The 14,174-nt window shown below is 60.4% G+C and carries 13 protein-coding genes; 11 read left to right on the top strand and 2 right to left on the bottom strand.

Annotation, left to right across the window (positions count from 1 at the left end):
* Positions 1–4 precede the first annotated feature (4 nt).
* A complete protein-coding gene (locus A6764_RS15830; RefSeq protein ID WP_029097343.1) occupies positions 5–436 on the bottom strand; it encodes a deoxycytidylate deaminase in 432 nt (143 codons plus the stop codon).
* A gap of 129 nt (positions 437–565) precedes the next feature.
* Here A6764_RS15830 and A6764_RS15825 point away from each other — a divergent pair, with 129 nt between their 5' ends.
* The 4 genes from A6764_RS15825 (at position 566) to holA (ending at position 5,818) form a co-directional block, all read left to right on the top strand.
* A complete protein-coding gene (locus A6764_RS15825; RefSeq protein ID WP_264622276.1) occupies positions 566–2,950 on the top strand; it encodes a DNA internalization-related competence protein ComEC/Rec2 in 2,385 nt (794 codons plus the stop codon).
* Positions 2,951–3,002: 52 nt separating this feature from the next.
* A complete protein-coding gene (locus A6764_RS15820; protein ID WP_029097341.1) occupies positions 3,003–3,548 on the top strand; it encodes an RNA polymerase sigma factor in 546 nt (181 codons plus the stop codon).
* Positions 3,548–4,420 carry an anti-sigma factor family protein gene (locus tag A6764_RS15815; protein ID WP_065068184.1) on the top strand — a complete coding sequence of 291 codons (873 nt, stop codon included), beginning with the start codon at positions 3,548–3,550 and terminating at the stop codon, positions 4,418–4,420. The genes A6764_RS15820 and A6764_RS15815 overlap by 1 nt, the downstream gene beginning before the upstream one ends.
* A gap of 351 nt (positions 4,421–4,771) precedes the next feature.
* Positions 4,772–5,818, top strand: a complete 1,047-nt coding sequence (gene holA, locus A6764_RS15810; RefSeq protein ID WP_029097339.1) for a DNA polymerase III subunit delta — start codon at positions 4,772–4,774, stop codon at positions 5,816–5,818.
* A 42-nt stretch (positions 5,819–5,860) separates the two neighbouring features.
* Here the strand turns inward: holA and rpsT are convergent, their stop codons facing one another.
* Positions 5,861–6,136 (bottom strand): 30S ribosomal protein S20, encoded by a 276-nt coding sequence (gene rpsT / locus A6764_RS15805; RefSeq protein WP_029097338.1) that lies wholly within the window; start codon positions 6,134–6,136, stop codon positions 5,861–5,863.
* Between the two features lie 157 nt (positions 6,137–6,293).
* On the opposite strand from rpsT, the gene gpr reads away from it, so the two are divergent.
* From gpr to A6764_RS15770, 7 genes are all read left to right on the top strand, one after another.
* On the top strand, positions 6,294–7,400 hold the full coding sequence (gpr, locus tag A6764_RS15800) for a GPR endopeptidase (protein ID WP_035300119.1): 1,107 nt from the start codon (positions 6,294–6,296) through the stop codon (positions 7,398–7,400).
* A 188-nt stretch (positions 7,401–7,588) separates the two neighbouring features.
* Entirely contained in the window at positions 7,589–8,770 is a 1,182-nt protein-coding gene (gene spoIIP / locus A6764_RS15795) for a stage II sporulation protein P (protein WP_065068185.1), read from the top strand.
* A gap of 6 nt (positions 8,771–8,776) precedes the next feature.
* Complete coding sequence (locus A6764_RS15790) at positions 8,777–9,085, top strand: DUF3679 domain-containing protein (protein ID WP_029097335.1); 309 nt, start codon at positions 8,777–8,779, stop codon at positions 9,083–9,085.
* A 227-nt stretch (positions 9,086–9,312) separates the two neighbouring features.
* On the top strand, positions 9,313–10,281 hold the full coding sequence (locus A6764_RS15785) for an ABC transporter ATP-binding protein (RefSeq protein WP_065068186.1): 969 nt from the start codon (positions 9,313–9,315) through the stop codon (positions 10,279–10,281).
* Positions 10,282–10,299: 18 nt separating this feature from the next.
* Positions 10,300–11,271, top strand: a complete 972-nt coding sequence (locus tag A6764_RS15780; protein WP_065068187.1) for an ABC transporter ATP-binding protein — start codon at positions 10,300–10,302, stop codon at positions 11,269–11,271.
* A gap of 155 nt (positions 11,272–11,426) precedes the next feature.
* Positions 11,427–13,079: an ABC transporter substrate-binding protein gene (locus A6764_RS15775; protein ID WP_035300109.1), complete on the top strand. Its 1,653-nt coding sequence runs from the start codon at positions 11,427–11,429 to the stop codon at positions 13,077–13,079.
* A 79-nt stretch (positions 13,080–13,158) separates the two neighbouring features.
* On the top strand, positions 13,159–14,169 hold the full coding sequence (locus tag A6764_RS15770; RefSeq protein WP_035288531.1) for an ABC transporter permease: 1,011 nt from the start codon (positions 13,159–13,161) through the stop codon (positions 14,167–14,169).
* The last annotated feature ends 5 nt before the right edge of the window (positions 14,170–14,174 follow it).

Here is a 14,174-nt window from a genome sequence, read left to right as displayed (position 1 = left end):
GGAGTCAGTCCCGCCGCGACGGTTCCGGCGGCATGTGAACGACTTCCAGATCCTTGAGAAAGTACTGGTTCCATTTGTTCGGATAGGCGTTGCGGTAGACGATCCGCCTGATGCCCACCTGGGCGAGAATTTTGGAGCAGTTTTCGCACGGTTCATGCGTCACGTAGGCGGTGGCTCCCTTGAGGCTGTCCCGATCCGCGTGCAGGCAGGCGTTTGTCTCGGCGTGGATCGTCCGGTGGCAGCGGTTGTCGTCCCCCAGAAGACAGCCTGCGTCTTCGCAGTGATCGTGTCCGTGGATGGAGCCGTTGTAGCCAGTGGCGACAATGTGCTTGTCCTTCACGATGACACAGCCGACGTGCAGCCTGTTGCACGTAGAACGGGCAGACACCTGCTCGGCGATGTCCAGGAAGTATTCATCCCAACTTTTCCTCGTCATGACTGCCCTCCCTCTGATTGGACCATGCGGGTCTGGTTTCCGCTGGCACGCATTTTTTGCACCGTTTTTTTGTCCCTTCCCCCTTGTGTACACTCGATGTCTCAGGCACATGACACGGGGGTGACGTTCGTGACCGTTTTTACCGCGAGCCTCGCGGCAGTCTGCGGGCTGCTGGCGGGGGCCTACCTGCAGGCCGCCTGGCTGGCCCTTTTGGCCGCCGCCGGGTCGGCAGTGTGCCCGCTCCTGCCCCGCCCACACCGCAAACGGATTCTTTGCCATGCGCTCATCTGTATTCTAGCAGGTCTTTACTTTCAAGGGTACGACTATCTCCACCGTTCGACGCTGCTGCCGATGGCGGAGGACGGCGAGACGATCGTAGTCGCCGGCGTCATTGACTCGCCGGTGAAGCGCGACGGCGATACGGCCCGGCTTTTTCTGTCCGTCGAAACGTGGGGAAAAAACGGGCGGCAGATGTCCGGGATGGCGGCAGCGGAGCGGATCGCCCTGCGGGTCCGTTTGTCCCGTGAGCCGGAAGCGCGTGAGGCGGAGCGGTGGATGCAGGGCAGCCGCCTGTCGGCCACGGTCCGGCTGTCGCTGCCGTCTCCGGCCCGCAACCCCCATGCGTTCGACTACGCCCGCTATCTGCGGTGGCAGGGCGTGCGGGTCACGGCGGAAGCGGAGTACGGCGACATCCGGGTGGAGCCTGCCGAGTCCGGCGTGATGATGCTGTTTCGCCGGTGGCAGACGGAAGCCGCCGACCGCATCGCCCTGCTGTTTCCCGACCAGGAAGCGGCCGGTTACATGCAATCGCTGCTGCTGGGCATCACGGACGGAGTGTCGCCGGAAACGGAAGCGATGTACGACAACCTCGGCTTGAGTCACGTGCTGGCCATTTCCGGGCTGCACGTGACGCTGGTCAGCGGGATGTTCGTGTGGAGCGTAGAGAGGGCGGGGATGCCGCGCCGGCCGGCCCTGGCGCTGACGATGGTGCTGCTTGTCGGCTATGTCCTGATCGTGGGGGCCAGCGCCTCCGCGGTGCGCGCCGGAATCATGGGGGCGATCGGCCTGCTCTGCCAGGCGGGAGCCCGGCAGGCGGAGGGGAGGGACGTGTGGGGCTGGGCGCTGCTGTTGATGCTGGGGTACAATCCGTACTACCTGTGGCACCTGGGGTTCCAGCTCTCGTTCGGCGTGACGCTGGGGCTGATCGTCCTCGTGCCCGTCGGCCGCCGGTTTTTCACGCGCGGTCCCGAGTGGCTGCGCACGTCGCTGGCCGTCACCTTTGCCGCGCAGGCCGTCTCGTTCCCGTTTCTCATCTACCATTTTCACCAGTTTTCGCCGCTCTCCTGGCTGGTCAACCTGCTGGCAGTGCCGCTGCTCTCGATGGTGGTGCTGCCCGCAGGCTACCTCGCGCTATTGCTCGGTCTGATTCACCCGGCGCTGGCCGTACTGCCCGTCCGGCTTGCTTCCGCCCTGCTGCGCTGGCTGCACGGGCCGCTGTTTTGGCTGGAGGAGCTGGCGGTACCGTTTTCCCATTGGCCGCATCCCCAGTGGTGGTGGATCGCGGTGTACGCGCTTTTTCTCGCGGCGCTGCCCGTTCTGTGGCGGCGGGGCTACCATCGTCCGAGAGACCGCTGGCTGTACGCCGCCCTTTTTCTGTTTCTGCTCGCGGCCGCCAGACAGCCGTTCGCCGGCGGGGACGAAGTGCGGATCACGTTTCTTGACGTCGGTCAAGGAGATTCTATCGTTGTCGAAGTTAGTAAAAAGAAGGTATACTTAATAGATGCGGGTGGAACACCCCGGTACCCTGCCAGGGAATCCTGGCGGGAGCGACGCGATCCGTTTGAAGTGGGGAAAGACGTCGTGCTGCCTTTTTTGCGAGCGCGCGGGATTGAACGGATCGACCATGTGGTGATGACGCACGGGGATCACGACCACATCGGAGGGATGGCAGCGCTGGTGCCGCGCTTTGCCTTTGGCTCGGTGCTCGTCAACGGCACACCTCCCCGTGAAGAGGAAGCAGCGATTCTCGAACGTTTCCGCGCAAGACGCGTACCTGTCCTGACCGGCAGGCCGGGACAGACATGGACGGATGTCCCCGGCGTGGAGTGGACCTGGCTTCACCCGGACGGAGATTCGGCACATACGGGTAACGACGCTTCTGTCGTGCTGCGTCTCACCGCTTACGGCACGACTGTTTTGTTTACCGGCGATATTGAACGGGCAGGGGAAGAGCAGCTGCTTTCCCGCAGCCTGCCGTCACCCGTCGACGTGCTGAAAGTGGCGCATCACGGCAGCAGCACATCCAGCTCTCCCGCTTTGCTGGCTGCAGCAAAACCACAGGCCGCCGTCATTTCGGCCGGCCGCAACAACCGCTACGGGCATCCCTCGCCCGTCGTGGTCAAGCGTTTGATGGACACGGGGGCAGATGTTTACCGAACAGATCTGCAAGGGGCCGTCACCCTGGTCATCCGCAAGGGATCGGTGCACTGGCAGACGCAAATCACCGATATATAAAAGCTTGCAACCTTTTTCAGCAGCGCCCCGTCTGTAGGAGGGAGAGGAGATTATGCGAGAAGCAGAGCTGATCAGGATGGCGCAAGCCGGGGATCACGACGCGCTTGTCGAGCTGCTCCGATCGATTGAGGCCTCTGTTTACCGCAGCGCCTATTATATCCTAGGAAATGAACAGGACGCTCTCGATGCTTCCCAGGAAGCGTTGATCCGGATTTATCGAAAGCTGGACACGTACCAGGAAAAGGCAAAGTTTGCCACATGGGTGCAGCGGATCGTCAGCAACGTTTGCATGGATAAATTTCGCGCCAAGAAGGAAACGGTCTCGATTGACGAGCATGAGCTCATCATCCCTGATCGAAACAACGTAGAAGACGAAATCCTTCTCACCAGTTTGTCGAGCGATATTCAGCAGGCGATCGGAAAACTGCCCAAACAGTACCGCATGGTGGTGGTGCTCCGCTATCTCGAGGATTTGTCCTACCAGGAGATCGCCGAGACATTGGATCTGCCGCTGAATACGGTCAAGTCGTATTTGTTTCGGGCCAGACAACAACTGCAGGAGTTGTTGCACGACTATCAGAAAGGGGGGATCGGTTGATGATGGACGAAGAAATCTGGGAGTGGATGCAGCGGGATATGGACGGGGATCTCTCACCGGAAGAGCGGGAGAAGCTACTCGCCATGCTCCGGAACGATCCCGACCTGCAGCTCAAGTACGACCGCTTGAAAAGGGTGTCTGAGCAGTTGGAACAACTTCCCCCTGTCACACCACCCTACAGCCTTGTGGACGCGATCCTGCCGCAGTTGGAGTCAGGCTCGGTCCGGCCGGTAGCTGAATCAGGCCCGAAGCGGGAACCGCTGCCCAAGCTGGAGGTGAAGCAGGCGGCTTCTGCTGCCGAGAAACCGGCGAAGTGGCGGCGGGCGTACGTCTGGATGGCCCGTATCGGCAGCGGCGCAGTTGCCGCCTGTCTGCTCGTTTTTCTGCTCTTCATGGGCAGCGGCGACAAGCAGCCGGAAGCGGACGGTTACCAGCAAGGTTCGCCTGGTGAAGAAGCGCCTGCGGTGGCCCCTGCTGTGGTCGGCCCGCCAGTGCCCCCACCGAGCACTCATTCATCATCCGTAACACCGGGGGAACAGCCGGAGAAACCGGCGCAGACGGTGAAACCGAAGGCTACAGAGAAAAAAGATCAAAAGCCCAAGGCGGAACCGAAATCGCAACCAGCAAAGCCAGCCGCCCAACCGAAAAAGACGGTGGAACCCAAACCGCCCGTAAGGCCGGTCATCGAGCCTCCGGAAGAAAAGCCGGTTTTTCCGATTGGCCTGGAAGAAAAGCAGGACGATAAGGAAAAAAAGTCCGACAGGAAGGAAAAAAAAGAGCATGACGGCGGCGACGACCGCGATGATCGGAACAGTTGGGATGACGACGATCATTCCGGCAGCGACAGAGGGAAATCGCGCGACAGGGACTGACGCCCCCTCTGTGCGTGCAGCGTTCGTGTCCGCTCGTGACAAACGTGTCTTTTACCAATGGACCGGCACCGGCAGGGAGGGTGTTGCGTATATTGCAGTATCCAGCACCCCCTGCTTACCGTTTCAGGAGGAGGCATCCCGGGACTTCTCCCAAAACGTTTACATAGAGGTGCCCATACGAAAAACCGCAGCCTGTACGGCTGCGGTTTTTCGTTTCGCCCTACAGGAGAACACCCCCGCCGGGAAGGAGCGGACCGGCTCGCCGCGTCTGTGACGGAGACGTCCCCGGGTGCCCGTTGCGCGCGCAACTGTGCTATAATAGCCCAGGAATACGAAGGAGGAGGAGAAGCCATGCCGCTGCTTTCGGCCATCCGGGAGATCAGACAGAAGCAGTTTGCGCCGGTTTACGTCCTGTACGGCCCGGAGTCTTTTCTCGCCGAAGAGTTTCTTGCGGCGGCCCGCCGGGCGATGATCGATCCGGCCTTCGCCGATTTGAACCTGAGCGTGTACGACTGCACGGAAACACCGCTCGCCGAAATCGTCCAGGATGCGGAGACGCTGCCGTTTTTGGGGGACCATCGCCTGGTGATCGCCCGGCAGGCGTACTTTCTGACTGGCAGCAAGCCGGCGACGAAGGTGGAGAGCGATCCCGACGTGCTGCTTGCCTATCTGGAGCAGCCGCCGACCTACACCTCGCTGGTGCTGCATACGGAGGCGGACAAGCTGGACGAGCGGAAAAAACTGGTCAAGGTCCTGCAGCAGAAGGCCAAGGTGATTCCGTTTCAGCCGCTGCGGGACGCCGATCTGTACGCCTGGGTGGAGCGTCAGGCGGAAAAGTACCAGGCCGTCATTCAGCGGCCGCAGGCGGTGAAGCTGGTGGAGCGCGCAGGCGGCGACCTGCGCCTGCTGGACAAGGAGCTGGAAAAGATGGCGCTGTTCGTGGGGGGAAGCGGAGCGGTCATCACGGACGAGGTGATCGAAACGCTGGCCTCGCGCACGCTGGAACAGGACGTGTTCGCCCTGATCGAGCATGCGGCCGCAGGCAGGCTGGACAAAGGCTTGCGGATGCTGTACGACTGCCTGAAGACGGGCGAAGAACCGATTCGCCTCGTGGCGCTGCTGGCAAGGCAGTTCCGGCTGCTTTTGCACGTGCGGCAGTGGGCGCCGCGCGGGTATTCGCAGCAGCAGTTGGCCGGCATGCTGAAAGTGCACCCGTACGCGGTGAAAAAAGCGATGGAACAGGCGCGCCACTTTTCCGAAGCAGCGCTGAGAAGGCTCCTGGCCATATTGGCCGAGGAAGACTACCGGATGAAGTCCGGACAGGTGGACAAGCGGCTGGCCCTGGAGCTGTTCATGACGCGCGTCTACGAGGAACGGACCAAAGCAAAAAACCCGTGAACCAGGTGTTCGCGGGTTTTTTCTCTGATGTACCGTTTACTCTTACGCCACAGGAGCGTTCAGAGCGTTGAACTTTTTCATCAAGCGGGACTTTTGACGGTTTGCTGCGTTTTTATGAATGAGACCTTTCGTAGCGGCCTTGTCCAGCTTTTTCACAGCCACCAGAAGAGTGGATTTCGCCAGTTCGACATCGGAAGCAGCGACCGCTTTCTCAAAGTTCTTCATCGCAGTACGCAGGTCGGACTTTTGAGAAGCGCGTTGTGCGCGGCGCTTTTCGATTTGTTTGGTGCGCTTGATCGCGGATTTAATGTTTGGCATGTGTGTCACCTCCTTAGACGACCATAGGCATGCAGGAAATACAACAAAACTTATTCTAGCACGCAGACCTGCCATTTGCAAGAAAGGATTCGGAATAAAAAACGGGGTTTCAAGCAACCTAACAGCAGGAACAAATTGGAGAAGGGAGCATGTACAGATGGAGCACAACATCGATTTGTCCGGGTATGCCATCCGGACCGACCTGGCCCTCGAAGCGCATGAACTGGCCCAGCAGCGGCAGCCGCAGGGCGGCCCGATTCCCGGCGTCCGGATCGAGACGGACGATTCGGAAGCGGGGATCAAGGTAACGCGCCTGGCCGTGGAGAGCGAGGAAGCGGGCCGGCAGATCGGCAAGCTGCCCGGCCACTACATCACCATCGAGGTGCCGAAGCTGCGCGACAACGACACGGCCGTCGAAGAACGGGTAGCCCAGCGGTTCGCCCGGGAGTTTGCCCGGTTTCTCCGCGAACTGGGCATCACGGAAGAGAAGAAGGCGCTCGTCGTCGGCCTCGGCAACTGGAATGTGACGCCGGACGCGCTGGGACCGATGGTGGTGGAAAACCTGCTCGTCACCCGCCATCTGTTTACGCTGGCTCCCGAGTCGGTGGAAGACGGGTACCGCGAAGTGAGCGCCCTCTCGCCGGGGGTGCTGGGGATCACGGGCATCGAGACGAGCGAGATCATCTACGGCGTGGTGGAAAAGAGCAGGCCCGACTTTGTCATCTGCATCGACGCGCTGGCCTCCCGCGCGCTGCACCGCGTCAACACCACGATCCAGATCTCCGACACGGGGATTCACCCCGGCTCCGGCGTCGGCAACAAGCGGAAGGCGATCGACGAGAAGACGCTGGGCATCCCGGTGATCGCGATCGGCGTACCGACGGTCGTGTTTGCCTCCACGATTGTCAACGACGCCATCACCTATCTGCTCGGCCACTTTGGACAGTCGATGCAGGAAAGCAACCGGCCTGCCAGCAAGCTGGCGATGAGCAGCCTGCCGGAGCGGAAAGAACCGTATACGGAAGAAGATCTGCCCGACATGGAGGCGCGCAAGACGTTTCTGGGCCTGGTGGGCTCGCTGCCCGAGGAGGAAAAGCGGCAGCTCATTCACGAGGTGCTGCGGCCGCTGGGACAAGACCTGGTGGTGACGCCCAAGGAAGTGGACGACTTCATCGAAGGGGTGGCCAACGTGCTCGCCACCGGGTTGAACCAGTCGCTGCACCGTGCCGTCAACGGGCAGAACAGCGCTGCCTACACACACTGACGGACCGCCGTCTTGGCCGTCTTTTGGAGAGCGCTCCCCTGTGACGGCGCGGACGGAAAAACTAGCGGTGAGAGAAAAGGTAGAAAAGGGTTCTATCGTCTCTATGACGCTCATAGGCTAAAGCATAGACAAGCGTTCGGCGATTGTACAGTCCGCTGTCAATGCAAACAGCATGAGGAGGGAGACAGATGGCAACCCTGATTCAGCGCCAATTTGTCGCGCTTTCCATTATTACGGCCTTCCTGTTCATCGTCACCGGAGTGATGGCGATGCACGGCAACCGCGTCATGATCGCCTCGTCCGCCGTGCAGCAGGCGGCGGCCCGCGTGTCCAGCCTGGCCATGCTCAAGTGGATGGGACAGGAGATTCCCGCCCTGACCGAGACGGTGCAGGCGTCGACAGAACGGGGCGCCAACAGCGTATCCGGCTTTTTGTTCCAGGTAGCCACCGGCATCCAGCCGGGTGACCTGCGCAGCCTGCTGGGAAGGGAACTGCCCGGCATGCTGACGGCGGACGACGCTCGCTTTGTCGTCGCCGGCAAAGACTCCACGCTGGCCGACCTGTACGTGGAATATCCCGCCTATCCGCATCAGGTGATCGATGCAGCGCCGTCCGGCGACAGCGGCGAGACGGCAGCGGACGATGCGCAGCCGAAGCCGGAGGAGAACAAGGCGGCACCGCTGCCCAACCCGACCACCGGCGGAAAGAAAATCGTCTACGTCTACAACACCCACAACCGCGAGTCCTGGTACAGCGAAACCAAGCCCGTGGGGACATCGGTCGACCACCCCCAGCGCAACATCTCGCTGGTCGGCAAGCGGCTGGCGGAAGCGCTGAACGAGAAAGGCATCGGCACGGAGTTCAATGCGGAAGACATCTACCAGAAGCTGCTGGACAAAAAATTGGACTACGCCCTCTCCTACGCCGAATCGCTGCGGGCGGTCAAGGCGGCGACGGAGCGGAACCGGGAGCTGCACTACTTCTTTGACCTGCACCGCGACACCGCGCCGCGCAGCAAAACCACCGCCACCATCAACGGCAAGACCTACGCCCGCGTCCTGCTGGTCATCGGCAAGCGAAACAAAAACTACGAGAAAAACGAGCAGTTTGCCACCGAACTGCACCACCTGATGGAAAAGATGTATCCGGGCCTGTCCCGTGGCGTCATGGAAAAAGGGGCGAAAACCGACCACGGCGAGTATAACCAGTCCATCTCACCGGGAAGCCTTTTAATGGAAATCGGCGGAACGAGCAACACGCTGCAGGAGTCGCTGAACACGGCGGAAGCGCTGGCGGACGTGTTCGCCGAGTACTACTGGCAGGCGGAAAAGGTGGGCAAACCGCTCACCAGCGAGCCCGCCAAGAGGTGAGGACGCATGAACGTGACGGTGAAGCTGGCGGGGATGGTGGTCATCCTGCTCGTCGGCGTGGCGCTGGGGCTGCAGACGGCCGAGCGCGGCATCCACAAGGTGAGCGGAACGCCGGAGCAGCAGCCGCAGACCTTTTACATCAAAAAACTGGACAAGGGCCAGATGGAGATCGCAGTGATGGGCACACAGGTGCAGGCGGCCGCGCCGCACGAGATGGTCAACTATGTCAGCAGCGCGGGCCAATCGCTGGGGCGGCTGGTGAAAGACGGGGCGAAGTCGGCCGTCGAGTGGATGGCCGGGATGTTTGCCCCATAAGCGGTCGTTTACGGACAAATAAATGAAGGCGAACAGTCAGGTTTCAAACAGGCCCGCTGCACATGCGGGTCTTTCTTGTTGGTTCAAACGGATAAAAGATTTTGTTTGTTTAGTCAAGTTGTAATTATATGAATTTAATACGTTGCCAAAAAATTGGATTAATGGCATAATTGATCACAGCTAGTCGTCTTGTCCTATGGAATATATCGGTAAGAGAGGTGCACGGCGTGTCACAGCCTTTGCTTGAGATCGAAAACCTGCAGACGCACTTTTTCACGGACCGCGGACAAATCCCCGCCGTCGACGGCGTTTCCATCAGGGTGAACAAAGGGGAAGTGGTCGGCATCGTCGGCGAATCCGGGTGCGGGAAAAGTGTGACCTCGCTTTCCGTGATGAGACTGGTGCCAAACCCTCCCGGCAAGATAGTCGGCGGCTCCATCCGGTTCAAGGGGGAAGAGCTGGTCGCGGCCAGCGAAAAGCGCATGAGGGAGCTGCGCGGCAACGAGATCGCGATGATCTTTCAGGAGCCGATGACATCGCTCAATCCCGTCTACACGATCGGCGACCAGATTGGCGAAGTGATCCGTTTACATACCGGCGCGACGAAAAAAGAGGCCAGGCAACGCTCGATCGACATGCTGAAAAAAGTGGGCATTCCGCGTGCGGAAGCGATCGTTGACGAATATCCGCACCAACTGTCCGGCGGCATGCGGCAACGGGTCATGATCGCCATGGCGATGGCCTGCAATCCCGAGCTGTTGATTGCGGACGAACCGACGACAGCGCTGGACGTGACGATTCAGGCGCAGATCCTCGATCTGATGCGGCAGCTCAACCGCGAGTCGGAAACGGCGATCATGTTGATCACGCACGACCTCGGGGTGGTTGCGGAGATGTGCCACCGCGTCGTCGTGATGTACGCGGGCAACGTGGTGGAGGAAGGCGACGTCCGCTCCATCCTGAAAGAGCCGAAACATCCGTACACGATCGGTTTGCTCCATTCCCTGCCCAAGCTGGAGGGGGCGCGGAAGCGGCTGTACTCCATTCCGGGCAACGTGCCGATCCCCGGATCGCTCACCGTGGGCTGCCGATTTGCCCCGCGCTGCGAGCACGCGACCGACAGGTGCAGGACGGAGATGCCGGAGCTGAGAGAGGCGGGACCCAATCGACGCACCCGCTGCTGGCTGTACGATTAACCCGAAAGGAGCATGCAGGTGGCTGAAGATCTGCTGATTGTCAAGAACCTGAAAAAATACTACCCCATCACAGGCGGCGTTTTCGGGAAAGAGATTGGCGTAGTCAAAGCGGTGGACGACGTGTCGTTCACGGTCAAGCGGGGGGAGACGCTCGGCTTGGTGGGCGAAAGCGGCTGCGGCAAGTCGACGACCGGACGTTCCCTGCTGCGGCTGATCGAACCGACCGCCGGCGAAGTGACGTTCGACGGCGTCAACATCACCGCGCTCACAGCGGACGAGATGCGCAGGATGCGCCGCCACATGCAGATTGTCTTTCAGGATCCGTTCGCCTCGCTCAATCCGCGGCACAATATTGAGAAGATTTTGGAAGAACCGCTCGTGGTGCACGGCATCGGCACGCCCGCCGAACGGAAAAAGCGGGTGAGGGAGATGCTGGAAGTGGTCGGCTTGAGCAGCTACCACGCGCAGCGCTATCCGCACCAGTTCAGCGGCGGCCAGCGGCAGCGGATCGGCATCGCCCGGGCCCTGATGCTCAACCCCAAGCTGATCGTGGCGGACGAACCGGTGTCCGCGCTGGACGTGTCCATCCAGTCGCAGGTGCTCAACCTGATGCAGGACCTGCAGCGGGAACTGGGGCTCACCTACTTGTTCATCGCCCACGATCTGAGCGTCGTCCGCCACATCAGCGACCGCGTCGGCGTGATGTACCTGGGGCGTCTGGTGGAACTGGCGGACAGCGAAACGCTGTACGCCCATCCGCTTCACCCGTACACCCGCGCGCTGCTGTCGGCGGTGCCGTCGCCCGATCCGGATGCCGCGCGGGAACGGATCATCCTGCAGGGGGACGTGCCCAGCCCGGCCAATCCGCCCGGCGGATGCACGTTCCACACCCGCTGTCCCCATGTGACCGAGGAATGCCGCAGCGTGCGTCCCGCGTTTCAGGACGTTGGCGGCGGTCATTTCATCTCCTGCCATCTGTACAAGGCCTGAGTCACGGAGGGGACCGGGCAGGAGCGGAAGACCGCCACACGGGCGGGGGAAACGCCGCCTGTTCCCAGGCAAAGGGGGGATGCGGAAAACGGTGACGTCCAAATCAACCAATCGACGGCATGTCAAAAAAACGGAGGAAAAGGGGGCATTCATCCATGAAGAAGAACGTGCTTACCGCTGCGATGGCCAGCCTGTTGGCGCTCTCCATGGCGCTGGCAGGATGCAGCGGCTCGCAAACGGCCCAGCAGCCGGCTGACCAGTCGGGACAAAACCAGCCGGGGCAGACGGCGACGGAACCGGCCAACAGCGGTCCCAAGCAGTTGATCATCGGCCGCGGCGCCGACACGAAAAGCCTCGATCCCATCCGGGAGACCGACGGCGAAACCTTCAAGGTGACGGAAAACATTTACGAAACGCTGGTCAACTATGAAGATACCAGCACCAAGGTCATTCCGGGATTGGCGGAGAGCTGGGAAATCTCGCCGGACGGCTTGACCTACACCTTCAAGCTCCGCCAGGGCGTGAAGTTCCACGACGGCACCGATTTCAACGCCGAGGCGGTCAAGTTCAACTTTGACCGCTGGATGGACAAGAACAACAAGTACCACGACAGCGAGGGCTATCCGTACTACAACGACATGTTCGGCGGCTACAAGGGCGACAAGGACCACGTGATCAAGGAGGTCAAGGTGGTCGATCCGTACACCGTGCAGTTTGTGCTGAACCGGACGCTGGCGCCGTTCCTGGCCAACCTGGGCATGTCGCCGTTTGCGATCGCGTCTCCGAAAGCGATCGAAGGCGGAAAGCTGGGCGAGCAGCCGGTTGGTACGGGGCCGTTCAAGTTCGTGGAGTGGAAGCGGAACGACACCATCACGCTGGAGAAAAACCCCGACTACTGGAACAAGGGACTGCCCAAACTGGACAAGGTCGTCTTCAAAGTCATTCCGGAAAACACGGCGCGCCTGACCGCGCTTACCTCCGGCGAAATCGACCTGATGGACGGCCTCAATCCGGACGATGCGGAGAGCGTGAAGGAGAACCAGGACCTGCAGTTGATCCTGCGCCCGTCGATGAACGTCGGCTACCTCGCGTTCAACACGGAGAAGAAGCCGTTTGACAATCCGAAGGTGCGTCAAGCCATCGGCCACGCCATCAACAAGCCGGAACTGGTCAAAGCGTTCTACAGCGGCCTGGGTGAACCGGCCACCAACCCGATGCCGCCGAGCCTCTGGGGCTACAACGACCAGATCAAGGACCGCGACTACAACCTGGACAAGGCCAAGCAACTGCTGGCGGAGGCGGGCTATCCCAACGGCTTCAAGGTTCAGTTCTGGGCGATGCCGGTGCCGCGTCCGTACATTCCGGACGGCAAGAAGATGGCCGAGGCGATTCAGCAGGACCTGAAAAAGATCGGCATCGAGACGGAAATCGTCACGATGGAGTGGGCAACCTATCTGGAAAAAACGAGGAAAGGCGAATACGACATGTGCCTGCTCGGGTGGACCGGCGACAACGGCGATCCGGACAACTTCCTGTACACGCTGCTTGACAAAAACACGATCAACGGCAACAACATTCCCCGCTACGTTAACGAGGAAGTCCACCAACTGCTGCTGAAAGCGCAGTCCTCGCCCGATCAGGCGGAGCGGGAAAAACTGTACAAGCAGGCACAGGAGATCATCTTCAACGACGCGCCGCTGATTCCGATCGCGCACTCCACTCCGCCGCTCGCCGCGAAAAAGAGCGTCACGGGCTATCAGCCTCATCCCAAAGGCAGCGAAAGCGTAGAAAAGGTAGACATCCAATAAGGCAGACGGCAACAAAGGGTAAGAGGAACCCTTCTTCTTACCCTTCTCTCATGTGCAAAACGCCAAGGAAAGCGAGGAGATGGCCTTGCTGTCATACACCATTCGACGATTGTTGATGCTGATTCCCGTGCTGTTTGGCATGTCGCTGATTGTATTTGCCATTATTCACGCCATCCCCGGCGATCCGGCGCTGACCATTTTGGGGGAAAAGGCAAGTCCCAAAGCTCTGGAGGAGCTGCGGCAGCAGCTCGGGCTGAACAACCCCTGGTACGTGCAGTACTTCCACTACCTGTGGGACATTCTCAGAGGAGACCTGGGCGACTCGCTGCACACCAAGGCCCCCATCGCCAAGGAAATGGGGCCGTACCTGGCCGCCACGGTCGAATTGACGCTGGTCAGCATGATATTTGCCGTCTTCATCGGCGTAAATGCCGGAATCATTTCGGCCTGGAAGCAAAACTCGTGGTTTGACTACATCTGCATGCTGATCGCGTTGATCGGCGTATCCATGCCCGTATTCTGGCTGGGATTGATGGAGCAGTGGGTGTTTGCCCAGGAGTTGAAGTGGCTGCCTTCCATTGGACGCGACAATCCGCGTGATCCCGTAACGGCGATTACGCATTTCTATATCATCGACGCGATGCTGGCCGGACGTTGGGATCATCTCCGCGACGTCATCCAGCACCTGATTCTGCCAAGCATCGCGTTGGGGACCATCCCGATGGCGATCATCGCCCGCATCACCCGTTCCAGCATGCTGGAAGTCATGCGCGCCGACTACATCCGGACGGCGCGTGCCAAGGGGCTGGGGCAGTTTTTCGTGGTGTACAAGCACGCCTTGAAAAATGCGATGATTCCCGTCCTGACCATCGTCGGGCTGCAGACGGGGCTGTTGATCGGAGGGGCCGTCCTGACCGAGACGATTTTCGGCTGGCCCGGCGTAGGCCGCTACATTTTTACGGCGATTGGAAACCGCGATTATCCCGTCATTCAATCGAGCATTCTCGTGATCGCCACCATTTTTGTCCTGATCAACCTGTTGGTCGACCTCCTCTACGCCTACGTCGATCCGCGCATCAAATACCGCTAAGGAGG

Source organism: Brevibacillus sp. WF146 (assembly GCF_001673705.2).
GTDB lineage: Bacteria > Bacillota > Bacilli > Brevibacillales > Brevibacillaceae > Brevibacillus > Brevibacillus thermoruber.
Note: the sequence above shows the minus strand (reverse complement) of the source record. Positions and strands in the feature narration are given on the sequence as shown.

Bases quoted from the DNA above. Each gene is read 5' to 3' on its own strand.
- A6764_RS15830 (WP_029097343.1), bottom strand. From the start codon at position 436: ATGACGAGGAAAAGTTGGGATGAATACTTCCTGGACATCGCCGAGCAG.
- A6764_RS15820 (WP_029097341.1), top strand. From the start codon at position 3,003: ATGCGAGAAGCAGAGCTGATCAGGATGGCGCAAGCCGGGGATCACGAC.
- A6764_RS15815 (WP_065068184.1), top strand. From the start codon at position 3,548: ATGATGGACGAAGAAATCTGGGAGTGGATGCAGCGGGATATGGACGGG.
- holA (WP_029097339.1), top strand. From the start codon at position 4,772: ATGCCGCTGCTTTCGGCCATCCGGGAGATCAGACAGAAGCAGTTTGCG.
- rpsT (WP_029097338.1), bottom strand. From the start codon at position 6,136: ATGCCAAACATTAAATCCGCGATCAAGCGCACCAAACAAATCGAAAAG.
- gpr (WP_035300119.1), top strand. From the start codon at position 6,294: ATGGAGCACAACATCGATTTGTCCGGGTATGCCATCCGGACCGACCTG.
- spoIIP (WP_065068185.1), top strand. From the start codon at position 7,589: ATGGCAACCCTGATTCAGCGCCAATTTGTCGCGCTTTCCATTATTACG.
- A6764_RS15790 (WP_029097335.1), top strand. From the start codon at position 8,777: ATGAACGTGACGGTGAAGCTGGCGGGGATGGTGGTCATCCTGCTCGTC.
- A6764_RS15775 (WP_035300109.1), top strand. From the start codon at position 11,427: ATGAAGAAGAACGTGCTTACCGCTGCGATGGCCAGCCTGTTGGCGCTC.
- A6764_RS15770 (WP_035288531.1), top strand. From the start codon at position 13,159: ATGGCCTTGCTGTCATACACCATTCGACGATTGTTGATGCTGATTCCC.